Consider the following 25,742-nt stretch of genomic DNA (forward strand, 5'->3'; position numbering starts at 1 on the left):
AGCATCGGGCCGCCTGGACGGTGTCGCGCGGACGGCCAACCAGCCCATTTTCCTTTGTGAACGGTCTGGCCCCATATTAGCCTAGTGGGAAACCGTCCGAGGCGAGAGGCCCGATGAATCTCGAAGACTTGTACCGTCTCCTGCGCAGCGAGCACGTTCAGGCGCAAGGGATCGTCGACACCCTCGAGGAACCCCTCCTTGTGCTTGACCAGGGCGGATCTGTCCTGACGGCCAACCGCGGGTTCTACGAAACCTTCAGGGTTGGACGGGACGACACGGTTGGGCGCAGCCTTTTCGAACTCGGCGACGGTCAATGGGACATACCTGAACTCAGGCGCCTCGTCGGCGAGATCATTCCGCGGTCTACGGCTGTGGTCGGCTACGAAGTGGCAGCCAATTTTCCGACCATTGGTCCGCGAACGATGCTGGTCAGCGCCCGTCGTTTGGTTCACCCAGATAACAACAGCACCAGCGTCCTGATCCTGTTTGAGGACGTGACCGATAGACGCCACAGCGAAGCCCAAAAAGACATTCTCCTCGCCGAGACGCGGCACAGGATGAAGAATCTCCTCGGGATCATTCGCTCGCTTGCCAATCAGGGCGATGTGGAAGGCCGGTCAGCCAAGGATTACCGGGACGCATTCCTGGGCCGGCTCCAAGCTGTGACCGAAGCCGAGACCCTCGCGCTGGCCGGCAGCGCCGAGGCCGATCTGAGTGCCTTGGTGGAGCAGTCGTTGAAGGCTGCGGGCCCGGACCGCTACCGGGTGATCGCCGGACCGGCCGTTCGCCTTAGCCAACGACAGATCGTGCCGATGAGCCTCATCTTGCATGAACTGGTCACCAACGCTTGGAAATACGGTGCGCTCTCCAAGCCCGGAGGTCTGATACACTTGGGTTGGCGCACGTCGGAGGAGGAGGGCAAAGCCATCCTTCACATCGATTGGCGCGAGGAAAACGGCCCTCCGGTCACTCCGCCGACACGCTCCGGCTTCGGCTGCAGGCTGATCGATCTCAGCGCGGTGCAGGGCTTAAGGGGCTCCGTGGAACTGAAGTACGAGCCCGCCGGTTTACGCGTTCACATCGCAGCGCCTGTGGAGTTTTGAAGACCGGGGGGCACATCGTGGACGACGTTCCCCGAATATTGGTTGTCGAAGACGAGTACCTCATTGCACTGGAGCTCGACACCGAGCTGAGGGCCGCCGGATATCGCGTGATCGGCCCAGTCCCGGACATAGATGGCGCTTTAGGGGTCTTGAAGGTCGAGTGGCCCGACGCCGCCATTCTCGACGTCAACTTGGCGGGAAAATGGGTCACCCCGGTTGCCGAGACGCTCCGGTCGATGTCCGTGCCCTTCATTCTCGCCAGCGGCTACGTTGCTGCCGATCTCCAGGCGCAGCCGGTTCTGCGGGATGCCGTCAACGTCGGAAAATCTTGGAGGTCCGAATTTCTCCTCAAGAGTCTTCGTGACGCTCTAGATGGGGCGTAAACCGGAACTCCGGTGCTGCATCGGCAATGCCGGTTCCTTCCAATCGGGCCTCAACGATCATTGACGTCGGAGCCAAATCAGACCGTTCCCATCGGTCGGAGCTTACCGCTCGTTGGCGTAGGCGATCGTACTCAGTGCCTTGTTCGCGTCGCCACGGCCCTGATAGAGGCCAAGCAATTCGCCTTTGTCTTCGATCGTTTTTATTCGATAGAGGGTCCAGCGCTTATCCTTGCCTTGCACGATGCGGAAGGACCGGCCGTTGCGACGGCAGTAGAGAGCCCCGGATCCGCCGACCGGCGTCCAGCCACAATCGGCTCCGGAGAGAAAGCGCTGCTCCAGCTTTACTCGCTCCTCTTCTTTCAGCTTGCGATACCTCTCCTCCTGCTCTCGCCGGAGCCTTTCGTCCTCACGCTCCAGATGCTCCTGAAGCATTCCGATGATTGCGCGCATCTCGGTGCCTTGCGCCTTTTCGGCGAGATACAGCGCCAGGCAACCGTCCTTGAGGCCTTCGTTGGGATAGCTTGCGTAGGGCTCCTCCCAGATCGCGCGCAGACGCTGTTCTACGTCCGTTTTGGTGAGCGGCGGGCCGGGCAAATTGTTGAGAGTGACGCGCAGGTCTTCGATCGGTATCCAACACGGAGCGGCAGCCTTCGCCAGCTCCTGCCGCTCACCTTCCCATTTGCTCCAGATCGAGCTCGCCCGATCGATCGCATTCACGATTTCCCGCGCAAGCTTGTGCACGCTGTGGGGATCGCGGAGATGCCGCAGGGATGGGCTTTTCACGTAGTCGAAGAGCAGTGACGTCACGGCATACTGGCGGTCGGAGTTCATGCGCGGCCTCCCTGGTTCGTGCACTCGACATCCTAACAACCGGCGATGGTGGCCGGCCAGAGGTCGCATCTCGAAGGATTGATCGGAACGCTCCCTCATGTCCCTCACATGTCTTCGCGCAGCCCTTTGAAAAACGGGTGCCTGACCTTTCCTTCCGCCGACTTGGCCCGATATTCGACCTCGGCGAGCAGCTTCGGCTCGACCCAGATGCCCTTGTGGGCGACCCGCTTCGCGTACGGCTGCGTCTTCCGGATGAGTGGTTTCAGTCGCCTTTGCAGGTCGGCTGCGGAGACCTTATCGAAGCCGTGGTCGACCTTGCCGGCGTAGGCCAGGTCGTCCCCCTTTCGCCTACCGAGATAGATGCCGTCCCACTTGCCTTCGTCGAGCGCGAAGCCGGCGATCGTCAGCGTCTCGCGCTGCGCGCATGTCTTCTTCACCCAGTTGTTGCCGCGGCCACTGGCGTACGCGCTGTCGCGTACCTTCGAGACCACGCCCTCCAGCCCGATCTTGCAGGCGTGCGCGAACATCTCGCGGCCCTCTATCTCGAAGCTTTCGCTGAATTGAACCTCGGTGCCGTGGATGATCTTCTTCAGTTCGGTCTTGCGCTGGAAGAGCGGCAGCTTCCGGAGGTCGCGGCCGTTCAGGTACAGGAGATCGAAGGCGACCAGAACGATGCTGGTCGACCTGCCTTTCAGTTCGTTCTGAAGGACCGAGAAGTCCGTGGTGCCGTCCGCGGCGGGGACCACGATCTCGCCGTCCACGATCGCCGAGCCGGCCTTGATGTGCCAGGCGTCGTCGGCGACCTTCTTGAAGCGGTTGGTCCAGTCGTGACCGCGGCGGGTGAAGACCTTCACGGCTTCGTTCGCCAGATGGACCTGGACGCGGTAGCCGTCGAACTTGATTTCGTGAATCCATCGCGCTCCGGACGGCACCTTCTCGATCGACGATGCCAAAGCCGGTTCTACGAAGCCCGGGAACGGCGCCTTCACGCCGACCGCCGCCGGTTTACGCCGCTGAAACGCCACGCAACGAACTCCAACGCAACAACCGGTGGACTCAAGCCGGGACGGCAGAATTCGTTTCCGGAACCCGCGAATCCTTGCGGCGTTGCCCCGTCATCAGTTCGCAAGAGGAGGAGCCGATGGCGGCAGCGAAGAAGAAGACCGCGCGTGGACGCAAGCAGGACCGGGCACGCGTCGCCAAGGGACAGGACTACGAAGTCCGCTACGAGGCGAAGAAGACCGGCCGCTCGGCCTCGGCGGTGAAGAAGGCCGTCAAGAAAGTCGGCAATTCCCGCAAGCGCGTCGAGAAGCGTCTCGGCCGCTAGGCCGCCTCAGATCCGGCCGGAGAACCGTGTGAATGCGGTCAGCCTCTGCACGGTTGGCTCGACGTCCTGCATGTAGATCTCGGTCCGCAGAAACGCGATCTCATCGTCGAGCGCGGTCTCGTCGACGTCTCTGAACCAGGACTTCGGCCTGCCGTCGCTGCCGTCGTTCCAGCGGTAGCCGCGCCTCTTCAGCGAGTCCTTGAGCTCAAAAGCGGTCTGCTCCGCCCAAACGCGCAGGGTCGGCTTGCGGGCGGTCTCGAGCAGGAGTGCGAGCGCCGGCGCGCCGGTCGTCGGGAGTACGAAGTCGAGGATCTCCAACAGAGCGTGGCAGTCGTCGACGGCCCGGTGCGCCTGGTGGAAGTAGCCGGCTCCGTTTAGGAGATAGCCGAGCTGCGAGCCCGCGAAGCCATGTTTGCGCCAGTCGATCTCGCTCATGCTGCAGCCCCAGGCCTTGTGCTCGAACACGGGCCAGTAGCGTTCGGCAAATTTTCTGTCGAAGCCACTGTTGTGCGCGATCGTGATGACTGCGCTTTCGACGAAGGCTGTGACGGCGGCATCGTCGAATTTGTGTCCCGTGACCATTTCGTTGGTAATGCCGGTGAGTGCCGTCACTTCCGCGGAGATCGGCACACTCGGTTCGTTGAAGGCGGAGAACGTGTCTCTGACGCCGAGTATCCGCCCGTCGGCCGCGTAGTCAAATTTGACCATCCCGAGCTCGATGATCTCGTCCTTGGCGCAATCGAGGCCGGTCGTCTCGGTGTCGAGAAGAATGCCCGTCCGGACCTCCTGCCCGGCCTCCGGGGTGTAAGGAGACCGGGGGAACAGGCGTCGAAGGACCCTGTAATCGGCCGACTGAGCCAACGCGTCGGCCATTGCCGCCAAGTCCGCCGGGTCCAGAGTATGCCCGTCTCTGAGGGGCTGGGTCAGCGCGTCCATGGGCCCACAATACCGCCCAAAAGCTCTACGAGGTACCTAGAAAACAAGCGATTCACGACGTTTTCGGACGTGCCCGGGGCGCTGCGGGCAGATTGTCAATTTTCCGGGTGGCGGGCCAGGAGCATGTCGGAACCGGCAGGCTCCATTCGTCTTGAATCCAGCACTGTGCCTTCGGAGTACCGCGTTCATGGCCCCCCGCGCCAACTGGAAAGGCTTCCTGCGTCTCTCCCTCGTCACCTGCCCTGTGGCGCTATATCCGGCCACCTCCGAGAGCGAGAAGATCTCGTTCAATCAGCTCAACCGGCAGACCGGCCACCGCATCAAGTACCTGAAGGTCGACGCCGACACCGGCGACGAGGTGCCGAACGAGGATATCGTCAAGGGCTACGAACTCGACAAAGGCCAGTACATCGAGGTCTCCAAGGAGGAGCTCGAGGAGATCGCGCTGGAGTCCACGCGGACCATCGAGATCGACGAGTTCGTCGATAGGGCCGACATCGACCCGCGCTACCTCATCCGCCCCTACTATCTGCGTCCGGACGGCAAGGTCGGCCAGGACGCTTTCGCCGTGATCCGCGAGACCATCCGCGAGATGAACAAGGTCGCGATCGGGCGCGTCGTGCTGACCAACCGGGAGCACATCATCGCGCTCGAACCGATGGACAAGGGGCTGGTGGGTACGCTGCTGCGCTATCCGTATGAGGTGCGTAGCGAGCAGGAATATTTCGAAGACATCCAGGACGTGAAGCTGACCAAGGACATGCTCGACCTCGCCAGGCACATCGTGAACCAGAAGGCGGGGCGGTTCGAGCCTGAGAAGTTCGATGACCACTACGAAACCGCGCTGATCGACCTCATCAATCAGAAGCGTGCAGGCAAGGTGATCACGCCGAAGGAGCGCCCAGCATCCACCAACGTCGTCGATCTGATGGAGGCTCTGCGCCGATCCGTCGGCAAGGAGGCCGCGCACGCGAAGGCCTCAAAGCCCGCCAAGAAGCCGCGAAAGGCGGCGGCCGGCCAGAAGGAAATGTTGATGCCGATCGAGGGCAAGAAGCAGCCGAAGGAGGCGGCGGCGAAAAAGCCGGCCGCCAAGCCGCAGCGGAAGTCGGCGTGAGAGTTTGCGGTAGTGGCCGGTCCCCGGATTCCTACGGTCGCATCGAGGCGTGATCGTTTACGATCCGCGATTATATTTCAGTCCATGAACGTCGAGTACGACCCCGAGCGCGAGGCGGTCGCGGCGATGAAGCTCGCCGCCGACGCCGATGGAGCCGAACGACAGAGATGGATCAACGCCGCATTGGCGTGGATCGAACTCACTCGTCTGCGGGTCCCGTTCGGCCGCGAGCCGCGAGAAGAGACGGCCTAGTCGGCCTCAGAGGGACACTCGGGGCAGGTGTCGCCGATCGAATCCAGGACATCGCGAACCTCGGCCACGCCGGCTTCCGGCGAAATGCCCGGCGGCGGATTCCGGCGGGCGATATCGAAGGCGCGATCGCGCGCATGCGGATCGGCCCTGTCCTGCATCCACCCGTGCTCCTCACATTCGCGGATGGCGCCGGCTTCCTGCAGCACCGATATCCCCCAGCCCCGCAGCGTCCGGATCGCCGGCCGTCGTTCCTTCGTCATCAGCATCGAATTCGCTCCTGCCTGGACGAATCCTTCCGCCCGCCAGCTCGTTCCGGGCGGTTAGCACGGGTCAGGGATTCGCAATCGTCAGGGCTAGAGTTTGTCCACTTGTTCCGCGGCTCTAGAGCAATTCATGGCTAGGCTGAATCGGGAGGGATTCCCCTGAGGGTTGGTTTGTGATTCAAGATGCTGGCTGGGCTGGGGGCCAGCATCTGATGAGCCGACCTCTTTCCAATGATCTGCGAGAGCGAGTGGTGGCGGCGGTGGCAGCTGGCGAGAGCTGCCGTACGGTAGCGGCACGGTTTGGTGTTGCAGTGTCGTCGGTGGTGAAGTGGTCGCAGCGCCATCGGGCGACCGGCTCGGTGAGCCCGGGCAAAATGGGCGGGCATCGCAAGCCGGTGCTGGAACCACACCGCGCTTTCATCAAAGAGCGGATCCGACAGACGCCGCATCTGACGCTGCACAAGCTGAAGGACGAACTCGCCGCGCGCGGGGTCAAGGTCTCGCACAATGCGGTCTGGACATTCCTGCGGCGCGAAGGACTGCGATTCAAAAAAACGCTGTTCGCCCTCGAGCAAGGCCGCGCTGACGTTGCGCGTCGGCGGCGACGCTGGCGGTCATGGCAGGCCAGCTTGGATCCCCAGCGCCTGGTTTTCATCGACGAGACCTGGATCAAAACCAGCATGGCCCCGCTGCGCGGATGGGGACCGAAGGGCGAGCGGGTGCGAGGTTTTGCCCCGCACGGCCACTGGCGAACGCTGACTTTTCTCGGCGCTCTGCGCTGCAATGGTCTCACGGCCCCTTGCGTCTTCGACGGGCCGATCAACGGCGAGTGCTTCCGAGCTTATGTCGAACAGCAACTCGTTCCCGTTCTCAAGCCCGGCGACATCGTCATCATGGACAATCTCGGCAGCCATAAGTCGGCCGCTCTGCGCCGCATCATCCGCGGCGCCGGCGCCAGGCTCTGGTACCTGCCGCCTTACTCACCAGATCTCAATCCGATCGAGCAGGCCTTTGCCAAGATCAAGCATTGGATGCGCATCGCCCAGAAGCGCACCATCGAAGACACTTGGCGTTGCATCGGCGACCTCGTCACAACTATCCAGCCCCGCGAATGCAGCAACTATTTCGCCAACGCAGGTTACGCTTCCGCCAAATCGTGAAACGCTCTAGAGCCCCGCTGGGATTATCGGCTCGTCCGGATCGTGCGGGCCGGGAACGTGGCCGGAGGCAACCACTTGGGATGCGCCGAGGACGTGCTTTTCCTGGTCGTCAAAGAAGATATGGGCGCCCAGCGCCTTCAGTATCGGGCCCTTGGGACGCACGCCCACGAAATGCGCTTCGTCGGCTGGCGTCCCCCAATCGCGTAACGTGTGCACCACGCGCGCGTGGGCGGGGGCATTTCGTGCGGTGACGATGGCGATCCGCACTCTGCTGACCCCGCGTTCATTCATGAAGATTTGCCGGAGGATCGAGAGCTTCCTCAGGAATTTGCCAAATGGACCGCCGGACATCGGCGTTTTCGCGTTCTCCCGTTCGTGCTTCAGGAAAGCCTGCAGACCTTGAAGTTTGAAGACTTCATCGGATTCGGCACTGAAGACGACGGCATCACCGTCGAACGCGATGCGAACTTCGTCGCCGGGATCCTCCGGACGAACGTCGGGTGCAATGCCGAGTTTCGCTGCGGCGGCGCCTGCCTCGATAGCCGCCCTCACGTCGACGATCTCGTTGGAGAGAAAGAGGTCCAGTTCCCAGGCGGAGATGAAGGGGCCGAGCGACCGCCCGCTGGTGAAGCTGCCGGCCTTGATTCCGAGACCATACCGGTCGATCGAATTGAACGCCCGGAGGGAGAGGTCGGGTGAATTCCGCGAGAGAAGAAACACCTCGACGTACGGCTTTTGGTCGGGCTCGTTCAACCGCAGCAGCCTCTCCACGACCTCGAATCCCGGTCCCTTTCCGATGAGGGTATCCTCCCTCTCGAGCTGCAGTGCGGAGTAGGCCGCCACCCCCTCGTTCTCGAACACCGCGTGCTCCTCTTCGAGATTGAAGAGCGCGCGTGTCGAAATGCCTATCCGCAGCGGCTGGGACCTCAGGGTGTCGCGTATGTCTGTCATGGAGGCCTTCTAGCCGAAGGTGTCTTCTTTGACGCCGCGGGCGACGATCCGCAGCGCTCCGTCCGGAAGCGGCCGCTGCAGCCGCAGCGCCTCGTCGGCCGGAGCGGTCATCCAAGTCTCGACCTCTTCGGGCGTCGTCAGGATCACCGGCATCGCCTTCGGGTGGATGGCGCCGACCTCTGCGTTAGGATCCGTCGTCAGGAACGCATAGAGATCGTTGGTGGTCTCGCCTTCCTTGACTTTGCGGACCGACGTCCAATTGGTCCAAATGCCGGCGAAGCACAGGAGGGGCCGGCTCTCGTCGAGGGCAAACCAGATGTCGCCGCCTTCGGCCTTGTTGAATTCGCTGAACGAGTTGAACGGCACCACGCATCTATTCTCGACGCCGAGCCAGCGCGTCCAGTGTTTGCTCTTGACGTTGCGGATGTTGGTCGTACCGCCGTCCGGCTCCATGCGAAGCAGTTGGTTGAAGTCAATCGTTTTGCCCTTTGATCGCAGTTTATCGGCGCGCTTCTTCGTTGCGTCCATCAACGCCTTGGACGAGGACGGCATGCCCCATCGGGCGGTGGCGAGCTCCCGACCCGCGCCGCTGTCTCGCACGATCGGCGCCTTGTAGTCGGGAAAGACGCCGGGCATCGGTGCGAGGTTGCCGACGTACTGGTTGACGACGCGAAACAGCGCGCTGATGGCGGCCTGGTTGGTGGTGATGGAGTACAGATTACACATCATTCGCCCTCTGCGGCGGAGACTGTCATGCCATGTTCTTCGATCGAAGCGATAAGATCGAGAATCAGCCCGCGCATGTATTTCAATGTGTCCACCACCTCGCGAGCGTAGGCCATGAACTCGGCCCAGATAAAACCCATGATGCCGGAGTGCTCCCACGAATCGAAGATCTTGGACTTCTCCGCGTTGCTGTGAGCCAGTCCGCCGTAGATGATCGTGTCGACTAGTGCGCGCACCGATATGTGCCCTTCGGGAAAAGCGATCGTCGAGGCGCTATCGAGATGCCCGTTCAACTGAGCTCTTGCGTCTTCGAAACATTCGCGTGCGCGCGGATGCATCCAGTCCTTCGCGAAGACTTTGCTTAGGTTGCGGATGGAAAGGCGGTCGTTGTCCTGCGTGAAGAGGCGATAACTCAGTACAAATGCGTCGATTTCGTCCTGACTGAAGTCTTCGACCCAGGACTCTATGCGGGCCACGATCGAGAAACGCGGCCCCTCTTCGCGCTGAAACGAAGGCTCGCTCATTTTTGCGATCACGTTGGGAACATCAGCCTCAAATCGCTTGCTGAAGCCGGACTGCTCAAGTCTGTCGACGCGTCGGCAGAAGGCCCGAAGCAGGTCCAAGTCCCGTTCCACCGATGTCGCAATTTGGTCGGCTTCGGCCGGCGTCAGTCCGGCTGCCTCGGTGCCATTGACCTTAAGCATGCTTGGTTCAGTTAGGTGTTGCGCGGTCGTGTTGCCAGTTGCAGGAGCGTCGCCGCCGGCCGGCGATTGGCCTTGGCGCACTTGCTGCAGAGGAGCCGACTGGCCAGGTCGTGAACGAACGTGGTCGGCGGGTGGCGCAGCACGGCCAAGTCAACGTCCCGCTTGGTCCTGCAGCGCGAGCACTCGATCCCGAGCCACGGATAGCCGCCGTTCACCGCTTGGTCGATGGTCGGCGACGGCTCAATCGGCCCGCCGTCCGCCCAGAGGCGCTCGTTGAACGATTCGCAGAGCAGCTTATCCGCGGTCCGGATCAGAGCCTCACCTTTGGCCCGAGCGTCGGCGGACTGCGCCGTGAGGATCGTCGTCATTGCTCGCGCGCGGCCGAGCTCCTTGGCGAGCGCCTTGCGGTCTCCTCCGGAGAACGGCGTCGGGTGGTGCTTGGGCGCCATTCCGTCCCGACCGGCTACGGCACGTCGTACGACGGCCAGCAGCCGTCTTCCTCATGGCGACCTGTCCGGATTGTGCACGTGTTGTCCAGCAGGCGGTGGCCGACATCCCGCCAGATCGCGACCTGCCCGTACAGCCGGACAGCATCGGCCTTTTGGATCTCGATGGTCCGCCCGCAGCGGCGGCAACTCACCCTCAGTAAATGCTGAGGAATTTCGTCCAGCCGCAGCGCGCGTGCGGAGAGGCCAGACCTAGCCTCGGTGCGCGGGTCGTCGAGGAGCGCCTGCCAGTATTCCGCCGGCAGATCCGCGTCCGGGGCCAATCCGGGCTTCGTCGGCACGTTTCTGCCGACGAGAGCGGCCATCTTTTCCATCTGCTTGGGTGTCGGCATGCGCCAGCTCGCGGGTCGGTCGGACATCACTGAATTAGAACATAAAGAGAACAAATGTCGAGTCCGCTTGGATGATGGAACTCGAAAGTGGTCCTAGTCAGGATGCCAGCTTGCCACCTTGCTCCTGTGTGCATTCGGGGCACGTGTCGCCAAGCTCGTCGAGAACATCTCTTATGAGAGCCACGGCCGCTCGATCTGAAAGCCCGACGAGTGGCTCGCGACGTGCGATCTCCAAGGCACGATCCCTGGCATGGGGATCGGCGCGATCCTGCATCCAGCCGTGCTCCTCGCATTCCCGGATCGCGCCAACTTCCTTCAAGATCGAGAGAGCCCATCCCCGGGTTGGCTCCGCCTTCAACGTATGGATTTTTATCGAGGGCTCGACGGCCTTCGCGATCTCACAGAGGTGGCGGTGATGAGTGAAGTAAACTATCTGGCCTTTGCTGGCCATCGCGGCCAGCAAACGGAACGCCTCTTCCGCCCGAAAATCGTCGAATGTCTCCATGATGTCGTCTGCAAGGAACGGCGCTGGAGCGCGGGTTCGGGCGAACTCATGATAGCCGGCGACCCGCAGCGCCAAGTAGAGCTGAAACCGCGTCCCCTTCGACAGCTCGGAAGCGATCTTGGAGCTGCCGTCGACTCCCTTCGCGATCAGAAGCTCGCTGCCGTTCGAGGGCTGCGTTAGGAGTTTGGAATAGGCGCCCCGACTTATCAGCGCGAATGCCTGCGACGCTCGAGCCATCATCGAGCTTCGATGACGGTCGCGGTAGGCTCGAAGCGCCCGATCGGCTGCCGCTATTCCGAGCTTCAATTTGAGATACTCGATGGCCCGGTCTTCCATCGTCATCAAGACCGTGCGCCGCTTCGATTCAAGGACCGCGACCGCGGCATCGCCTCCGACAGCGGCGATCCTGTCTTCCGCCCTGTTGCGTGACGCGAAAAGTTCGCGGCTTCGGTTATCCTCGTCCTCAAACCGTGCCTTCAATTCGATCAGTTCGGCTTCCAGCGAGCCTCGTTCCACAGCGTCGAGCGCATCCTCGGCCTGCTCGATCGTCTCGACCTTCAATCCTTTGAGTATCTCCTCGCGCGCCTGACTCAGGCGGGTCTCGATATCCGACCTGCGAGCGAGCGACCGCAGACGACCGTCGACTTCTGCTAAGGAATCCGTTCCGAAGTGGTTCATCATGACGCTCGCCCGGCTCTGCACCTCCGCCAATTCGTCTGCGGCCGATCGGGCTTTGTCCTGCTCCGCCGCGAGCCGCGCTTCGATTTCGAGTCGACGATCGAGCGTCTTCGTCGCGGAGGCGACGCAGTCAACGACGGCCTCGCAGCGCCCGAGAACGTCCGGAGGGTTCGGAGGCAGGCAGATCAGATTCGCAAGATCCTCCACCTCGGCACGAAATCGGGTTTGATCGCGCTCCATCTTCGAGATTCGATCGGTCAATTCGGCTTTCTTCTCAAGCGCCGCCCCCAGGTCGATGAGCGCTTCCAATGTTTCTCGCACGACGGCCATCGAGGGTTGACTCCCGCGTTCGCCGAGCCAACACGCCATGCAAGCCTCTCGCCATGCCGTGTTCCATGATCGCTCTGCCAATCTGGCCTGCTCGAGAATTCTCTCGCGAGCCTTCAGATCGCGAGCTCGCGCTTCGGCGATCATACGCAAGTTCCTGGCGCCGGCAGCACGGTCCAAAGCGGCTTGGCCTGCCGCCAGCACCGCGGCAGTGTCGTCGCTGCGCGAGATCTCGACACCTGCCGCACGGATAGCCTCCGCGATCCGCTCGCGCGAACCGGCCGCATCATCCTGCGTGCGCCGCCATTCCCGTTCGGCGGCGGTCAGCTTTCCTTGCGCGTCGATCGCCCGGTCGCGCTTCTGCATCCACAGATTCAGCCCGGCAAGACCGATGGCATCTTCAAGCCCATTGCCGATGGCGCGGACGGATTCCCCGATCTCGCCGACGAACGTCGCGCGTCTCCCGAGGCTCTCGTCCAATCGCCGTCGCGCCTGCTCCATAGATGCTCCGGCCTCGGCCATATCAAGAAGCGCATGGTTCAGATCCGCAATGCCGGCGGCCTGACTTGCCCGCTGCTCCGTGATCAGATCGAGCTTCCGCATCGCGGTCTCGAAGTCGGTCGCCGTCGCTGCGTCAAGCGTCGTCTTGTGCACCGCCCAAGCGGCTTCGCGCGCGGACCTGGCATCTCCCGCTTCTCGGTCGCTGATCACGCCCGCGACGGAGCGTAGGACCTCGATCTTCGCTTCGAGGCGCTTTACCTCAGCATCGAGGCGGTCGAACTCGCCCTGCCGAACGGCGATTTCGCGGGAAACATCCGCTTCGGTTGATATCCATTGGCGAAGCCTGTCCGGCGTCGGCACGGGGACAGAAAGGAGCTCGTTCCTATCTCCGGTCCAGGGAAGCAGTTCGATGAGGCAATCCTCGAGTTCGTCGGCACGCTCTGCGCGAACGCGATCCGCCGCGCGCAGCCGAGCCGCGTCGTCGGCCTGGCGGGCGCTCGCGATGATCGCCGTCAATGTCGCCGTGGTCGCGTCGTCCAGTCCGGCGCCTTGTTCGCCAACCGTCGCCTCGGCCTCCGAAAGGGCGTCGGCGGCCTTCGCGAGCTCGGCCTCGGCCGAAGCCAAGGCTGCATCGACGCCCGATCGTTGCTCCATCAAATCGCGGAGAGAACCCGTCACGGCGGCCGGCAGGACGAGTCGCGCGGGGTTCTGCTCGGAGCCGTGATCGACGAGCGCCAGAATACGCGCGATCGTTTGCTCGGCAAGCCCCAAGCTGAGGCGGCGTTCCGGAAGATCCTTCTCGGCCGTGATGTACCGCGCCCGCAAATCCGTCAGCAATTCGATGCGGCTTTTCAGCCCGCAAGCCGAAGCGTTCACGACGAGACCTTCGAGTTCCTTCCGCAGATCTGCGATGGTTTCCGCGACCGATTGTGTCTGCGCCGCCAGTCTCGTCTGCCGGATCATCAATGCGGGGAGATCCTGGCTCCACGACGCCGGCGCTTCGGGCAGCGGCGCGAGAGGAAGAAGCTCCGCGCGCAAGGCCCGAAAGGACTGGAGTCGCGGCATGGCGTTGATGAGGCATTGCACTTCGTCGATCCGCGACTGCGTCCGGCCCCGTTGGGAGAGAGCGTCGGCATAGGCTGCGGCTGCCTCGTCGCGCTCGATGACCAGGCGAGCGTATTCGCTTGCCAGCGTGTCTATCCGCTCCCGTTCCTCCTTGAGGCCTGCCAGGGTCTTCTTGAACTCGGCAAGTAAACCCGATCGTCTACCCGGCCGGAAGAAGGCATCCGTCTCCTCCTGTGCGGAGCCTAATCGATCGCTCAGATCTGCGAGCCCGGCGGTGGCCGAGAACAGCAGATGACCGAGATCGCCCTTGCTGGCCAGGATACTCTCTCCGCCCGCCTCGAGGGTCTCGTCGTCGAGGCAAAACATCGTCTGATACGCGTTGCGATCGAGGCCTCCGAGCTCGCCGAGAAACAGGGTGTCGGGAACGGCATTGCCGGCTTCGTCCAGCAAGCTGTTGTTGGGACGCTTGATCCGGGAGAAGCCGCGGACCCTTCCCGAGATTTCGATCTCGGCTTCGATGCGCATAGTCGCGTAGGGGTGAAGAAAGTTGAACCTGCTCTGCGGCGGGATGCCGTACATCATATCAGTGCATGCCGAGATCGCCGTCGATTTCCCGGCCTCGTTGGGCCCATAGACGATGTGCATGTCGGGCTTGCCGGCGGCTGGCTCCCCGAAATCGATGAAGGCGTCCGTAAACTTGCCGTATCGACGCAGACCTAGCTTCCGGATGCGCATCAGCGCGCTCCGTCCGGGTCGCCGGCCGCGAGCCGCGCCAGAATTTCCTCAGCTCCCTCGCCCGCCAACCGTTCGACGAGCTGGCCGAGCCCGCTACCGTCCGGGACGATGTTGCGCCGGCATTCCGGAGGCAACTGCGCGATCAAATTGTTGACGATATCGTTGGCTTCTGTGCGAAATCCTTCGGATCCGACGACCTCGTCATTCATCATCCTTCGAAGGTCTTCGACTGGGTCTGCATCTTCGGCCGCGACGGGGACAGGACGCCGGCAGTCGATTTCCAACTTTTCGATCCATATGTTGCCGATCGACTCCGCGCGGGCTTCGGACTCGGTCCGCAATAGGTCGGCATCGCGGCGTATGTTCCAAGCCAAGGGTGTCGTTCCCGAAATCGCGAGCCGAGCGACGAGATGGTCGGACGCGGATCGGGCCGCGGCGTCGCCAAGCGTCGTCTCGAGCCTTGCTACCAGATCGGGCCACGATGCCGCTCCGGAAGGGTCGATGCTGATGCGCTCGAATTGCGCCAGGCTGACGATCCGTTCGTTGAGGACGATCGAACCGTCGTCTAGCACGCTCGCCAACGTCACGGATTTGGGACCGCTTTCGCCGATGTCCCGCCCCTGCGGGATTCCGGGCATCACGATGGCGCAGGATCCTTCCGTCGCCGAGCGCTTGTGGATGTGCCCGAGAGCCCAATAGCGGAAACCGGAGTTGAGGAGGTCGTTCGTACTGCACGGGGCGTAGACGTCGTGAGGTGGCGATCCGCCCAAGCTGGTGTGCATCAGTCCGATGTTGATGGCTCCATCGACCGGCGGACGGTATTTGGCGAGAAGGCTTTCGGGCGCTTGCGGTTTCGCGAAGCTGAGGCCGTGCATCACGATCGCCCGTTCTCCGCGGTCGCGCTCGATTTCGATCGCCTCGGCCCGTCCGCCGAACAGGTGCACGTTTTCCGGAAGAATGAGCTCCTTCGTGATCCTGGAGAGCGCATCGTGGTTGCCCCGGATGACGAAGACCTTGATACCGGCAGCATCCAGACGGCGAAGTTGCTCGCCGAGAAAGCGCGCGGTCTTCATCGATGTCTGATCGCCGTCGTAAAGGTCTCCGGCGAGCAGAAGCGCCTGCACCTTTTCTTCGAGACACAGATCGATGATGCGCGTGAAAACCAGACGGCTGGCGTTGCCGATGAATTCGGCCAGCGCGGGATCGCGCAGAGCGAGTGAGCGCAGAGGTGAATCGAGATGAATGTCGGCCGCATGGACAAAGCGGTAGGCGGTCATCGTGGTGCTCGCTTTTTATCGAATCAGTGAAGTTTACCGCACGTGGGAATCGTCAGTTCGTTCTTGGAGAACCTGCCGCCCCAGTAGAACCTGAGCGCGCCTGTCGCTCGACGATCTTCTCGAAATAGGAGTGGTCGTGATCCCGCAGCGCCGCGTCGATCCGGACGCAGCACCGGTCGATGATGGCCTGCCAGCCCGCCCCGCACTCCGGCAGGCATGCGGCGCGCATCGACGGCCGGCCAGTCGGTCGAAGAAGTCCGGTAGAGCCGCCTTCAGCTCGACGCTCCAATTCCGAGCGACGCCCGTCATGACCGACCTCAACGCTACCGTGAACTGAACAAGAACATTCAAAACAGGAAGGTCAGCTGGAGTCAAGGGCTTAGCGCCTCCTTCTTATATAAGAAGCCATCGCCTTGTTATATAAGAAGATCTCGACCTAGGCTGGCGCCGACGCCGCTGGGGCCGTATGGTTAGCGAAGCATTTCGCGCAGCGGATGGCTAGATGGTCGGGAAAAGGAAGGCGCCGAAGCGAGGCAAACGGACCCCGATCGGCGACCGGGTCACGTTCATCGCCATGATGGACAAGGACGTCATCGCCGACATCAAGCAGGTCGCCATCGATGAGCATCGGGCCGCCTGGGACATCATGGAGCAGGCGGCGAGGGAGTTTCTGAAGCGGAGGAAATCAAGGAGAACGCCCTGAAACTCCTCTGTTTATTCTTGCGGTTGCGCGGGCGGGACGGTTCAATCGGCCGGCTGAAGGACCGATAGATGAAGCTGTTTGGCTATCTTCCGGAGACCCTTTTCAAGCCCTTGTCGGGGCCGAAGAAGCACGTCTATGCCCGGCTTCTGATGCGCCTGTACGAAAGGGTCTACTCGGCCCGCATCCTCGAGACGCCGCTCAGGGAAGAGGTCGTGAAGCAAATCGAGATCGGGCTCTCGGATTTTGGCATCGGGTCGATGGGCGACCTTTCCGAGGGCGATCCGGACGAGGACCAGACCACAAGCCAGGCTCACCATCTTGCCTACTATCGGCTGCGCGATACCGGGTGGCTCACGGAAGAAACCGAGAAATGGCGCACCTATGTCGATATGAACCCCGACGCGTTCATGGTGCTGGGCGCGATCACCGACTTCGGCAATAGCCGCGTGCGAGTCGCCGGCGCCGTGGTCGATGTCAAAAACAACCTCGAAGCCGCCTTCCGCGAGCCCGAGACCATGGCCCAAGGTCTCGCCAACGCGCACGACACGGCCTTGCGGTTCGCCCGCAGCATGCGCCGCATCCTCGCCGGCATGCGCGAGATCGAGGACCGCATACTCGGCAATCCGAACGCGGCAGCCATCCTTCGCACGTTCTTCCAGGACTTCGTCGACGGGCTGCTGATCGCAGACTACAAGCAACTCAAGACGTCCAACAATCCATACCGTCATCGCCGCACGATCGCGTCGCTGGCCGGCGATATGCTCGCGGACGCCGATCGCCTCGGCAAGATCGCGCGCGCCTACATCGAGCAGGGTGTCATGGCCGCCGGCGCCACGATCGCCACGGCCGAGGAACGCGTCATCGCCGAGCTCGAGAAGATCAAGAGCGTGTTCGAGGACGTCGGACCGTTCATGGACAAGATCGAGGACTTCCGGGATCGCCTCGAACGCCGCATCCGTACCACCGTCCACTACATGGACGTTATGGGAGAAGGGTCCGCCGAGCGGATCGTCTGATCGAGCAGCTCTCGAAGATCGGAAGCGACGATGTCGAGATCCGCCTGAGGTCGCCGGATGTCGGTCTGCCGATCACGTCGCTCGCGCTGTACACCCCGCCGCCGCCGAAGGCGCCGCCTGAGCGGACGCGCTTCAAGGTGCCGAAGCAGGATCCCTATCTGCGCGCCTACGTCCAGGCCACGACGGAATTCGACCGGATGGTGCGCGTGACGGACCAGAAGCTGCTCGAGTTCGTACGGCGTCAGATGCAGGGGCGTGACCGCGTCTCGTCCGAGGAGATCGAGATCGGAAGCATTCCGGACCTCTTCGCCTACCGGGCTATCCCGAACCTGGCGGCGGTTGGTCGCTCGGTGCGGTTGGGTGAATTCACGATCAAGCTTGAGGAGGGGCGCAGCGCAAACGAATGGATCGACGTGACCGCCTTCCGGATCGAGAGGACGAGGACCACGGCCGATGCTGCGTGATCTTTCCAAACTGATCGACGACGAGGATTCTGAGGGCGGCGACGGCGACCGGTTGCAGAAGGAGTTGCGTCAGGCTGCGCAGTCGCTCTGGCGCGCCCAGTTCATCTACGAAAACGACTGGGGCATGAAGACCTCCTATGAGGTGCTCCGGCGCTACACGGGCTATTTCGAGAACCTGTTCGATGCGCTGGGTTATCGGGTCGTGGGCAGGCCGAACGACGGCTACGTTGGCCTGGTCGCGAACGAACTGCCTCCGCGCCAGAGCATGAAGCTCGATGAGAGTCTGCTCCTGCTGGTGCTGCGGCTCCACTACGAAGAGGCGTTTACGCGGTTCGAGGCCAAGGAATTCGGCGAGGTCGAGGTCGAGAGCGAGCAGATCCTGCAGATCTACGAAGATCGCACGCATCGCGAGCGGCCCAACTTCGGAAGGGTGAAGGAAATCCTGGCCGGCTTCAGGCAGCGCGGGCTCGTCCGGATCGAGGATCGGGACGACAGAAACTTCACCCTTTTCCTGCGGCCCGCCTTGCCGATCGTGGTCTCCAAGGACACGCTCGGGTCTCTCGAAGAGTTCGTGTCGCGCTCCACCGCGGCGACGGCAAAGCCCGATGCCGCGAGCGAGGTGCAAGCGTGATCGAGCTGCGTCGCATTATCTTGGTCGACTGGTATCTGTTCCGGGCGCAGCAGGTCGACATGCGCGGCATGACCGCGATCATCGGTCCGAATGGGGCGGGGAAATCGGCGATCATCGACGCCGTGCAGACCGTGCTCTCCGGCGCGAGCATGGCCAGCATCCGGTTCAATCCGAGCGCTCAGAGCAACGTCAGGAGCAAGCGGACGCTGCGCGACTACTGCCTCGGCGTGGTCTCGCTCGACGAGAAGGGCGAGCGGTCGGAGCCGACGCGCCAGCATGCCTACACCTACATCATCCTGGTCTTCGAGGATCTGGACGACGGCTCGGCGGTGAGCCTGGGCGTGGCCTTTTCGGCATCGGCATCTAGAAGCGACGAGTCCTGCGAGGCGCGCTTCATCGCCAAGGGCGAGCTGACCAAGGACGACATCCTCGCTTCGGTCGGCGACGACGAGGTCGAGACGCTGCAGTGGCATGCGGTGCGCACCGCGCTACGTGCCCGGAATATCGAAGTCGACGACGCGTTCTCGAGCGCGACCGACTTCGTGGCGGAATCGCTCAGAGCCTTGTCACCGGCAGGGTTCCCGCTCGACCCCAGGCGCTTCCAGAAGGCCTTCCGGAATGCCCTGCTGCTGAAGCCGGTGGACAATCCCACGGACTTCGTCCGGAACTACGTTCTCGATGTCCAGCCCCTGCAGGTCGACAGGCTTCGGCGCGGTATCGAGCATTGGCGATCGCTGACCTGCCGCATCGAGGAATTGAAGGCACAGAGCGCGAGCCTCGCCGGGATTCTCCGCATCGTCGGCCGCGCCGTCGAAAACGAGCGGGTCATTGCGGTTACCAGTTGGCAGATCGCCCGCCTGGAATGGGAGAAGTTCCGGCGGGAGGCCAGGCGACAGGAAGAAGCTCTCGCGCAGCTCCGGAGCGCCGCAGGCAAGGCCGAAGTCGAGGCGACCGCGGCCGCGGCCAGACACGCCACGCTCGATGCCGAGCACAAGACCGTTGAACTCTCGATAAGGACCAGCGACGCCGAGCAGCTTGCCCAGATGTATGAGTCGGACAAAACCACAACTCTGAGCCAGCGCGCCAACGCCATGGCGCCGGTCAAGGACATCGATGGTCTCATCGCTTCGATCAAGAAGGCCGTCGAACTCAATCTGCTGGTTCGTCGCGACGACTTGCTGCATGCGCTACTGAGCGCGGTCGTCGTCGCCCGAGGAAGGGCGCCACTTTCCGAATGGGACAAGACAATCCCGGGCGACTGGAAGGATAGCGCCTCGCATCTCGACGCGGCGCTTGTCGCCGTCGACCAGGAGAGGCTTGCGGCGGTCCGCAAGACGTTCTCGGATGCCCATTTCACCGCTCGTGTCGCGACCAAGGATCTTCAGGATCGCATCGATCAGATCGATAGCAATCTGAAGCGGATGGACCAGGGGCTCAGTCCTATCGAGCGCGGCACCCGGGATCTGATCGATCAGCTTCGCTCGCATGGCATCGAAGCCGAGCCGCTGTGCGATCTGGTTGAAATCCGCGACGACAAATGGCGGATGGCGGCCGAGGCCGTCCTGGGTCGCTCCCGTGAGGCGCTGATCGTCGAGCCCGGTCGGGCCGTCCGCGCCCTGGAGATCTACCGTGAGGGCGGGGAGTATTCGTATCAACACGCCGAAGTCATCAACACGACCAAGACCGACAATACCCGACCTGCCGAGAAAGGTTCGCTGGCCCAGATTATCAGCACGGAAAACCGGCATGCCCGGGCCTTCCTCAACTATCGGCTTGGCCGGCTCATGATGGTGGAGACCATGGACAGGATGGTCGCCGCCGAGAACGCCATCACGCCCGACCGCATGATGCAGGGCGGTCGGACGGTCCGACGGCTACCCAGGCCTGAGCACCTCAAGCTCGGGCGCGCCACGCAGGGCCAAATGCGTCAGCAACTTGAGGCCGAGCGAAAAGAACTTGAGCGGCAGCTCGCTGAGCGGGCTCGCGAAGTTGGCCGGCTGGAGGATGAAGCGCGGTTGTTCGAGGACATGTTTGCTCGCTTCCAGAAGATCATCGAAGGTGGTCTGACCTGCTCCGGATGCGGTTCCGACCTGGCTGCTTTCGATCGGAAGCTCGCCTCGGGAAAAACATCGAGGACGCCAAGCGGAATCGCGATCCCAAGCTCGTCGCCGATCTGGAGCGCCTCGCGAGCGAAGTCGAGACGGCCGGCCGTAGGAAGTCGGAGACGCAGAAGGCCTTTGATGCTGCGAAAAGTGCGCGAGATAAGGCGAGGGTGCGTACGATGACTACATGCAAAAGAACCGCGACGCCGCGCGCGCAGCTCGACGCGACCGTGCGCGTCAGATGCGGCAAGATTTCCCGCAATCAACGGCCATGCGTGATTACCGGCCGGAGGTCGCGGGGATGGCGACTGAGGCGATACCGAACCGCGTCGACGGCCTGACCGCGGACAGGGAGACTCGTTCCACGACACGGCGCTCCAGCCTCATGCGCGAAATGACCAACGCGATTAACAAGCACGATCAGGACTTCCATGTTGCGCCGCCCTTCACTGCCGAAGAAGCGACGCCAGCGGCAGTCGAGCGGTGGGCAACGACCGAAAAGGAACGCCTCGATGGGCACGAGCTGGTCCAGTACGAGGAGCAGTGCCGGAACGCCGCGACCGAGATGACATCGGCCTTCCGTGACGACCTCCTTCACCGGCTGGACGACGCCTTCATGGGCATCAAGAACACCCTGAATGAGCTCAATCGTCATTTGAAGGATCGCCAATTTCACGGGCGCGACTACTACTCGTTCAAGGCGCTGGAAGCTCCGACCCATGTCGACATGATCGAGCTCGTCGAGGAATCCAGAAAGCCCGAATTCAATCTGCCGCTCTTCGGGGATCGCAATCAGGACGTCAACTCGCCCATGATGAGGACCGTGCGCCAGATCGAGGAGATCCTGTCTAATCCCGAGGCGAGGACCGAGGAAATCGAGGACCCGCGCAAGTATTTCAATTTCGAGCTCTACATCCAGGATGCCGAAGGCAAGATCCGATCGTCTCTGACGAGCCGCGCGGGTACGGGATCCGGCGGCGAAGGGCAGTTGCCGTTCTACATCGCTATCGGTGCCTCGTTGGCCGCGACCTACCAGAACCGCCGCACCGGCGAGAGCGGACTGTCGCTCGCCATCTTCGACGAGGCCTTCAATCGCCTGGACACCAAGGCCATCGGCCAGTGCTCGGAGTTCATGCGGGACCTGGGGCTCCAGGTCATGCTGGCGACCCCGGACGAAAAGCGCCACGTGTTTATGGAGGTGGTCGACACCGTCGTCAACGTGAACCGCCTGGGTAACCAAGTGATGATCGACACGGAGTTCCTGACAGACAAGGCTCGCGACGCGATCGTTGCCGCCGATCCGTACCGCAAGGGCTTCGACGTCTTCAAATCCGAGATGATCGCAGCCGAGAAGGCGGAGGCTGTCCCGCGGGATCAGGCCGCTGAATGACCGACGTTCGCACAGTAGATGTCGGCGTCGAGTTCCTCGAACGGCTGCTGGAGCGGAGCGAGCGTAATCCGGATCGCTCCCGGCCGGCTTCTGCGGCTCCGGAGTACGACAGGCTCTCGACCGCGCAGCAGGTAAGCCGCTTTCACGACCAGATGGCGGCGGCGCAGAGGTTCGGCGCCGTCAAGGTGGAGCGAGGCAAGAGGGATCGGGGTCACCTGATCGAGCGGGTCCGCGTCCTAGATCCCGAACTGCTCGCCAGGCATCTCGGTCGCCCAACCGCGCCGGCGGTCGCGCAACGCGTCAGGGACGAATTGCTTCCCGTAGCCACGACCGGAGAACCGTGGGTCGTCAGCCTATTGGACGAGATGACGGCCAAGTGGGCCCGCAGCGAGGCAGCCTATCGCCTGACGGCTGGCCAGTCCGACGCTGCCAAGGAGTTCTTCACGTTGTTGGCGTCCATCTCGCGGCAGGAAGCCCGAGGACTGGACGCGCGAACCTTCTCTCAAAAGGCGACAAACGATACGAAGGCCTTTGATCGGCACGCTTCGCGACTCGCCGCTGTTCTCGGAGTCCGGATTGGGCAGCCGGGAGCTGCGGCCGATGTGGTCTGGGCTCACATCGGGTTGGAGCGTTTCAGCCATCCTGTTCATCTGAAGGGGCCCGTCGCCGTAGAGGGAGAAAAGGGGCGCCTGATCGATGGTCGTGCGAGCCCGTTTGCCTCAATCCATCCAGAGATGCTCTCGCGACTTTCGGTCTTGGAGCGGCCGACTGCCGTACTGACGATCGAAAACTACGCGAGCTTCAATCGGCAGGTCCGCGAGATCGAGGACGGCAGTCTGGTCGTGTACACCGGCGGTTTCCCGGCGGCGGGGGTTATCGAGCTTCTAGCGAAGGTTCTGACGACCGTGCCGGCCGACGTGCCATTCCTTCACTGGGGCGACGTGGATGCCGGCGGCGTGCGCATTTTCAGGTACCTGGAGGAAAACCTGCCTCGCGGGCCACGACCGCACCTGATGACCAAGGAGCTGGCCGAGAAATCCGGCCAGCCGGCAGATGCGGATCTTAGCCTGGCCTCGATCGCGGGGTCTGACAGCGCGATCCGTGAGCTGGCGGAATGGTTGGCGTTCGGAACGGATGTACGCCACCTGGAGCAGGAGGCCCTGGAGCCGGAAAGCCCGGGGTACGGCCGGTACTGTCAATGAGTGAGCGAGAGGGCTTTGGCCAGGTCTTCGGCCTCCTTCACGCAAATTGCCGAGATGTCTAGATGGCCAAAGGTTCGGCCCCGCAACCACGATCTGGTCTCGTTCAAATTCATGTCCTTGTTGGTCACGTATTCGGATAACGCTTCCGCTGTGGTCCTGGAGAGGCCGAGTGCCATCAGGTTGATCATCGCGCCGGACGATCCTCCGACTTCAAGGAACAGAGGCACATTCGGGATTAGCGGAACAAAGTCGGCGGCACCGAGCCGCTTCAGCACCAATTCGAGTATCGAATTGTAGCACGTGAAGAATTTCACGTACCTAAAGCGCAGATGCTGTTCGACGTTCTCCATCGTGTCTCGAATGATCTTCGCTACACTGGTGGGCTTCTTGTTCTTCTGATGGTAGGCGATCGCTGAATCGATCAAGACGGGGAGCGGGTCACCCCTCATCCACCTCAATGCCAAGGGCGCAAAGAAATACTGCCGTCGGTCACCGCTCGGGAAGCCGAGCAGATGAGTGTGAATCCTCTTGAATGCGCGTTCGTAGCTCCGCCGCGCCTCATCGAATTCAGCCAAAGGATCCGCCGGTATTAGGTAGCTCGGGTCATTCTCTTTGACCCGCCCGACCATGTATTCGTACAGGGCTTTCTGTCGAAATACTGATACGCCAACGTTCCGATCCAATACCTCGGTCGGCAGATCGATCTCAGAAGAAATCTTCTCGATGCGTTGGGTGAGCAGCGTCAGAGAACCTTGGTTGTCAGGCTTCTGATATCTCGCGATCGTCCTGGCGAGACGGCCGTTGCGCTGATCGATCACCAACTTGCCGCAGGCAATCTCGAGTTCGGGCTTCTTCTCTGAGGGTAGTTGCTCGTCGTCCAAAAAGCCGAGAAGGTCGCCCACACGATCTACGATGGCCTCTTTGAGGGCCGAACTGACGGAGACCTCGCGCTGCTTCCCCACCGGTTCGGTTTTCCAGTCCGAGTAGTCGATCAGGTAGACATTGCCTTCTAACTCATGGCCCAAGCGACCGGCTCGGCCCGCCAAGTTCCAGAAGGCGGACCCGGAAATCTCCACGTTTCGCCCCGTGGTCGGTTTGCGCATGAAGATGTTCCGCGCAGGCAAATTTAAGCCGTAGAGGAGCGTGCTCGTGCAGACCAGAAATGAGAGTTTCCTTGCCTTGAAGTATTCCTCCAGAGTTTTCCTCAGGAGGCTAGGCATGTGACCGTAGTGGAAGCCGACGCCTTTCTTGAGGGTAATGGCGAGCGCGTAATCCTTGTGCACGTGCTTCTTAACGAAATCGATGAGCTGCTTGATTTCATCCGAAGCGTCAGCTTCGGCCAGATCGGCAATCTTCAGCGAGACCTTCTCGGCGTCTGACTTGCCGTTTACGTACACAATGCTGCTGCCGTTCCGTCCGAAGAGGTGGCTTACATAGCTGAGCCGGTCGCTGTCAGTTTTCAGCGCGTGTTCGATGGGAACGCGGGCCACCTCATCTGTCTGGCCCTCTACCTGCAGACGCACCGCGATTTCCCGCTTCGGCTTCGCGGCGTAGTCCAAATAGATCAAGTTCTGGGTGACCGGTGACAACTTGGTGGTGCACGGCTTGAATTCGCGCAGATCGAACACGTCTCCGAAAAAAGACGGGTTTTCGATCATTGGGCCGCTGAAGACGAATTGCGCCTTCGGCGAACGGCTCAAAATGCGGTCAATCACCGATTCCAGCAAAACCCCGCGATTGCCGTCTGACAGCATTTGCGCTTCGTCGATGACGACCACGTCGATAGTCAGATCTTTTACTGCGATCAGGAGAGCCTCGAGCCGCTCCTGCGTGAGGATGTAGAACGTCTTCGTGGGTGCTCCCTCGGCGCGCAGGTCCAGCGGAATGGTGGTAACGCTGATGTCCTTGCTGATGCCGGCCTCGGTCAGATAACGGTTGGCGTCATCGTAGACCTGGTTGATCAGAGCGCGCGTCGGAACGATGTAGACGAAATTTGCGCTTGTAGCCTGCCGGAATCGCTCCACAAGGTAGGTCATGAGAAGATATGACTTTCCGGCAGAGGTCGGCGCACTCAGGGCCGTCGATTTTTGAGCGTAGAGCGTGTTCCATCCATCCAACTGGAATTGCGTGAGCAGCAGCTCCTTGCCGCTGGGCGTACGGACGGTCTGTCGGCGGCGATTTTCTTCGAATTCGTAGATCAGCCGCAAAGGGGTGAGCTCGGACAGCGTACCATCTCTCAGGGCCGGGAAATTGCTCAAGCGGCCTTGGATGATGGCAAATATCTCGCGAGCGGTCTGGTCTTCCGCTTGGGTTAGACTGAAAGCCGCCGTGGATATGCGTTGCGCAATACGGCAGAAGTCGTCCATCCCCGCAGACGAGAAGATGAGGGCGGATTGCAGCAGCCTCGAAAGGATGCCTTGATCCAGTGCGCCGTCGCGATCCGTCAAACTGGACTTCCGCATTTCGGACAGCAAGTGGGCATGCTCAAGCTGCGACATCTCAGCCCGGAACTGGGGCGATGACGCGATGTCAGCGGCGATCTCGGCGGCGAAGCCCAT

At 62.0% G+C, this 25,742-nt stretch carries 25 protein-coding genes and 1 pseudogene; 13 read left to right on the forward strand and 13 right to left on the reverse strand.

The features are described 5' to 3' along the window. Positions 1–113: 113 nt before the first annotated feature. Both P6U23_RS14575 and P6U23_RS14580 read left to right on the forward strand, forming a co-directional pair. Positions 114–1,103 carry a sensor histidine kinase gene (locus P6U23_RS14575; protein ID WP_407180421.1) on the forward strand — a complete coding sequence of 330 codons (990 nt, stop codon included), beginning with the start codon at positions 114–116 and terminating at the stop codon, positions 1,101–1,103. Positions 1,104–1,120: 17 nt separating this feature from the next. After that, on the forward strand, positions 1,121–1,486 hold the full coding sequence (locus P6U23_RS14580; protein WP_407180422.1) for a response regulator: 366 nt from the start codon (positions 1,121–1,123) through the stop codon (positions 1,484–1,486). 102 nt (positions 1,487–1,588) lie between these two features. Here the strand turns inward: P6U23_RS14580 and P6U23_RS14585 are convergent, their stop codons facing one another. Then, positions 1,589–2,317 carry a hypothetical protein gene (locus P6U23_RS14585; protein ID WP_407180423.1) on the reverse strand — a complete coding sequence of 243 codons (729 nt, stop codon included), beginning with the start codon at positions 2,315–2,317 and terminating at the stop codon, positions 1,589–1,591. Positions 2,318–2,421: 104 nt separating this feature from the next. Further along, positions 2,422–3,342 (reverse strand): non-homologous end-joining DNA ligase, encoded by a 921-nt coding sequence (gene ligD, locus P6U23_RS14590; protein ID WP_407180424.1) that lies wholly within the window; start codon positions 3,340–3,342, stop codon positions 2,422–2,424. 116 nt (positions 3,343–3,458) lie between these two features. Here ligD and P6U23_RS14595 point away from each other — a divergent pair, with 116 nt between their 5' ends. Next, positions 3,459–3,644, forward strand: coding sequence for a DUF3606 domain-containing protein (locus P6U23_RS14595; RefSeq protein ID WP_028133503.1), 186 nt, complete (start codon positions 3,459–3,461; stop codon positions 3,642–3,644). 6 nt (positions 3,645–3,650) lie between these two features. Here P6U23_RS14595 and P6U23_RS14600 read toward each other — a convergent pair whose 3' ends face one another. Continuing rightward, entirely contained in the window at positions 3,651–4,580 is a 930-nt protein-coding gene (locus P6U23_RS14600; RefSeq protein ID WP_407180425.1) for a 3'-5' exonuclease, read from the reverse strand. Positions 4,581–4,767: 187 nt separating this feature from the next. Here P6U23_RS14600 and P6U23_RS14605 point away from each other — a divergent pair, with 187 nt between their 5' ends. Beyond that, on the forward strand, positions 4,768–5,694 hold the full coding sequence (locus P6U23_RS14605) for a Ku protein (protein ID WP_407180426.1): 927 nt from the start codon (positions 4,768–4,770) through the stop codon (positions 5,692–5,694). Positions 5,695–5,778: 84 nt separating this feature from the next. Beyond that, positions 5,779–5,946 (forward strand): hypothetical protein, encoded by a 168-nt coding sequence (locus P6U23_RS14610; RefSeq protein WP_407180427.1) that lies wholly within the window; start codon positions 5,779–5,781, stop codon positions 5,944–5,946. On the opposite strand, the gene P6U23_RS14615 is transcribed toward P6U23_RS14610, so the two are convergent. After that, positions 5,943–6,212, reverse strand: a complete 270-nt coding sequence (locus P6U23_RS14615) for a hypothetical protein (RefSeq protein WP_407180428.1) — start codon at positions 6,210–6,212, stop codon at positions 5,943–5,945. The genes P6U23_RS14610 and P6U23_RS14615 overlap by 4 nt on opposite strands. A gap of 209 nt (positions 6,213–6,421) precedes the next feature. On the opposite strand from P6U23_RS14615, the gene P6U23_RS14620 reads away from it, so the two are divergent. Then, a complete protein-coding gene (locus P6U23_RS14620) occupies positions 6,422–7,369 on the forward strand; it encodes an IS630 family transposase (RefSeq protein WP_407176024.1) in 948 nt (315 codons plus the stop codon). Positions 7,370–7,375: 6 nt separating this feature from the next. Here P6U23_RS14620 and P6U23_RS14625 read toward each other — a convergent pair whose 3' ends face one another. The 8 genes and pseudogenes from P6U23_RS14625 to P6U23_RS14660 form a co-directional block, all read right to left on the reverse strand. After that, a complete protein-coding gene (locus P6U23_RS14625; RefSeq protein WP_407180429.1) occupies positions 7,376–8,320 on the reverse strand; it encodes a 5'-nucleotidase in 945 nt (314 codons plus the stop codon). Between the two features lie 9 nt (positions 8,321–8,329). Next, positions 8,330–9,046, reverse strand: coding sequence for an SOS response-associated peptidase (locus tag P6U23_RS14630; RefSeq protein WP_407181461.1), 717 nt, complete (start codon positions 9,044–9,046; stop codon positions 8,330–8,332). Next, positions 9,046–9,750, reverse strand: coding sequence for a hypothetical protein (locus tag P6U23_RS14635; RefSeq protein WP_407180430.1), 705 nt, complete (start codon positions 9,748–9,750; stop codon positions 9,046–9,048). The genes P6U23_RS14630 and P6U23_RS14635 overlap by 1 nt, the downstream gene beginning before the upstream one ends. A gap of 11 nt (positions 9,751–9,761) precedes the next feature. Continuing rightward, entirely contained in the window at positions 9,762–10,199 is a 438-nt protein-coding gene (locus P6U23_RS14640; protein WP_407180431.1) for a hypothetical protein, read from the reverse strand. A 14-nt stretch (positions 10,200–10,213) separates the two neighbouring features. Continuing rightward, positions 10,214–10,588: a hypothetical protein gene (locus P6U23_RS14645; protein ID WP_407180432.1), complete on the reverse strand. Its 375-nt coding sequence runs from the start codon at positions 10,586–10,588 to the stop codon at positions 10,214–10,216. 97 nt (positions 10,589–10,685) lie between these two features. Continuing rightward, positions 10,686–10,961 (reverse strand): hypothetical protein, encoded by a 276-nt coding sequence (locus P6U23_RS14650; protein WP_407181462.1) that lies wholly within the window; start codon positions 10,959–10,961, stop codon positions 10,686–10,688. A 2,895-nt stretch (positions 10,962–13,856) separates the two neighbouring features. Beyond that, positions 13,857–14,399: pseudogene (locus P6U23_RS14655) on the reverse strand (AAA family ATPase); the annotation flags it as partial. Further along, complete coding sequence (locus P6U23_RS14660) at positions 14,399–15,676, reverse strand: exonuclease SbcCD subunit D (protein WP_407180433.1); 1,278 nt, start codon at positions 15,674–15,676, stop codon at positions 14,399–14,401. The pseudogene P6U23_RS14655 and the gene P6U23_RS14660, both read right to left, overlap by 1 nt. A 502-nt stretch (positions 15,677–16,178) precedes the next feature. Between P6U23_RS14660 and P6U23_RS14665 the strand changes: the two genes are divergently transcribed. The 7 genes from P6U23_RS14665 (at position 16,179) to P6U23_RS14695 (ending at position 23,184) form a co-directional block, all read left to right on the forward strand. Beyond that, positions 16,179–16,379, forward strand: coding sequence for a hypothetical protein (locus P6U23_RS14665; RefSeq protein ID WP_407180434.1), 201 nt, complete (start codon positions 16,179–16,181; stop codon positions 16,377–16,379). A 68-nt stretch (positions 16,380–16,447) separates the two neighbouring features. Further along, on the forward strand, positions 16,448–17,395 hold the full coding sequence (locus P6U23_RS14670; RefSeq protein WP_407180435.1) for a Wadjet anti-phage system protein JetA family protein: 948 nt from the start codon (positions 16,448–16,450) through the stop codon (positions 17,393–17,395). A gap of 71 nt (positions 17,396–17,466) precedes the next feature. Next, positions 17,467–17,859: a Wadjet anti-phage system protein JetA family protein gene (locus tag P6U23_RS14675; RefSeq protein WP_407181463.1), complete on the forward strand. Its 393-nt coding sequence runs from the start codon at positions 17,467–17,469 to the stop codon at positions 17,857–17,859. Further along, the gene (locus P6U23_RS14680) at positions 17,849–18,490 is read left to right on the forward strand and encodes a DUF4194 domain-containing protein (protein ID WP_407180436.1); all 642 of its coding nucleotides are present in this window, start codon (positions 17,849–17,851) and stop codon (positions 18,488–18,490) included. The genes P6U23_RS14675 and P6U23_RS14680 overlap by 11 nt, the downstream gene beginning before the upstream one ends. Next, the gene (locus P6U23_RS14685) at positions 18,487–20,775 is read left to right on the forward strand and encodes an ATP-binding protein (protein ID WP_407180437.1); all 2,289 of its coding nucleotides are present in this window, start codon (positions 18,487–18,489) and stop codon (positions 20,773–20,775) included. Before P6U23_RS14680 ends, P6U23_RS14685 begins: the two co-directional genes overlap by 4 nt. A 4-nt stretch (positions 20,776–20,779) precedes the next feature. After that, positions 20,780–21,982 (forward strand): SbcC/MukB-like Walker B domain-containing protein, encoded by a 1,203-nt coding sequence (locus P6U23_RS14690; protein WP_407180438.1) that lies wholly within the window; start codon positions 20,780–20,782, stop codon positions 21,980–21,982. Beyond that, the gene (locus P6U23_RS14695; protein WP_407180439.1) at positions 21,979–23,184 is read left to right on the forward strand and encodes a Wadjet anti-phage system protein JetD domain-containing protein; all 1,206 of its coding nucleotides are present in this window, start codon (positions 21,979–21,981) and stop codon (positions 23,182–23,184) included. Before P6U23_RS14690 ends, P6U23_RS14695 begins: the two co-directional genes overlap by 4 nt. Here P6U23_RS14695 and P6U23_RS14700 read toward each other — a convergent pair. After that, positions 23,178–25,742: a DEAD/DEAH box helicase gene (locus tag P6U23_RS14700; RefSeq protein WP_407180440.1), complete on the reverse strand. Its 2,565-nt coding sequence runs from the start codon at positions 25,740–25,742 to the stop codon at positions 23,178–23,180. The genes P6U23_RS14695 and P6U23_RS14700 overlap by 7 nt on opposite strands.

It is taken from the genome of Bradyrhizobium sp. STM 3562, assembly GCF_045571435.1.
Taxonomy (GTDB): Bacteria; Pseudomonadota; Alphaproteobacteria; order Rhizobiales; family Xanthobacteraceae; genus Bradyrhizobium.

What these genes read in the sequence shown, in the direction of transcription:
- P6U23_RS14665 (WP_407180434.1), top strand. Translation starts at nt 16,179, where the DNA reads ATGGTCGGGAAAAGGAAGGCGCCGAAGCGAGGCAAACGGACCCCGATC.
- P6U23_RS14700 (WP_407180440.1), bottom strand. Translation starts at nt 25,742, where the DNA reads ATGGGCTTCGCCGCCGAGATCGCCGCTGACATCGCGTCATCGCCCCAG.
- P6U23_RS14645 (WP_407180432.1), bottom strand. Translation starts at nt 10,588, where the DNA reads ATGCCGACACCCAAGCAGATGGAAAAGATGGCCGCTCTCGTCGGCAGA.
- P6U23_RS14575 (WP_407180421.1), top strand. Translation starts at nt 114, where the DNA reads ATGAATCTCGAAGACTTGTACCGTCTCCTGCGCAGCGAGCACGTTCAG.
- P6U23_RS14600 (WP_407180425.1), bottom strand. Translation starts at nt 4,580, where the DNA reads ATGGACGCGCTGACCCAGCCCCTCAGAGACGGGCATACTCTGGACCCG.
- P6U23_RS14640 (WP_407180431.1), bottom strand. Translation starts at nt 10,199, where the DNA reads ATGGCGCCCAAGCACCACCCGACGCCGTTCTCCGGAGGAGACCGCAAG.
- P6U23_RS14695 (WP_407180439.1), top strand. Translation starts at nt 21,979, where the DNA reads ATGACCGACGTTCGCACAGTAGATGTCGGCGTCGAGTTCCTCGAACGG.
- P6U23_RS14690 (WP_407180438.1), top strand. Translation starts at nt 20,780, where the DNA reads ATGCAAAAGAACCGCGACGCCGCGCGCGCAGCTCGACGCGACCGTGCG.
- P6U23_RS14610 (WP_407180427.1), top strand. Translation starts at nt 5,779, where the DNA reads ATGAACGTCGAGTACGACCCCGAGCGCGAGGCGGTCGCGGCGATGAAG.
- P6U23_RS14670 (WP_407180435.1), top strand. Translation starts at nt 16,448, where the DNA reads ATGAAGCTGTTTGGCTATCTTCCGGAGACCCTTTTCAAGCCCTTGTCG.
- P6U23_RS14585 (WP_407180423.1), bottom strand. Translation starts at nt 2,317, where the DNA reads ATGAACTCCGACCGCCAGTATGCCGTGACGTCACTGCTCTTCGACTAC.
- P6U23_RS14630 (WP_407181461.1), bottom strand. Translation starts at nt 9,046, where the DNA reads ATGTGTAATCTGTACTCCATCACCACCAACCAGGCCGCCATCAGCGCG.
- P6U23_RS14680 (WP_407180436.1), top strand. Translation starts at nt 17,849, where the DNA reads ATGCTGCGTGATCTTTCCAAACTGATCGACGACGAGGATTCTGAGGGC.
- P6U23_RS14625 (WP_407180429.1), bottom strand. Translation starts at nt 8,320, where the DNA reads ATGACAGACATACGCGACACCCTGAGGTCCCAGCCGCTGCGGATAGGC.
- P6U23_RS14595 (WP_028133503.1), top strand. Translation starts at nt 3,459, where the DNA reads ATGGCGGCAGCGAAGAAGAAGACCGCGCGTGGACGCAAGCAGGACCGG.
- P6U23_RS14615 (WP_407180428.1), bottom strand. Translation starts at nt 6,212, where the DNA reads ATGCTGATGACGAAGGAACGACGGCCGGCGATCCGGACGCTGCGGGGC.
- P6U23_RS14635 (WP_407180430.1), bottom strand. Translation starts at nt 9,750, where the DNA reads ATGCTTAAGGTCAATGGCACCGAGGCAGCCGGACTGACGCCGGCCGAA.
- P6U23_RS14605 (WP_407180426.1), top strand. Translation starts at nt 4,768, where the DNA reads ATGGCCCCCCGCGCCAACTGGAAAGGCTTCCTGCGTCTCTCCCTCGTC.
- P6U23_RS14660 (WP_407180433.1), bottom strand. Translation starts at nt 15,676, where the DNA reads ATGACCGCCTACCGCTTTGTCCATGCGGCCGACATTCATCTCGATTCA.
- P6U23_RS14620 (WP_407176024.1), top strand. Translation starts at nt 6,422, where the DNA reads ATGAGCCGACCTCTTTCCAATGATCTGCGAGAGCGAGTGGTGGCGGCG.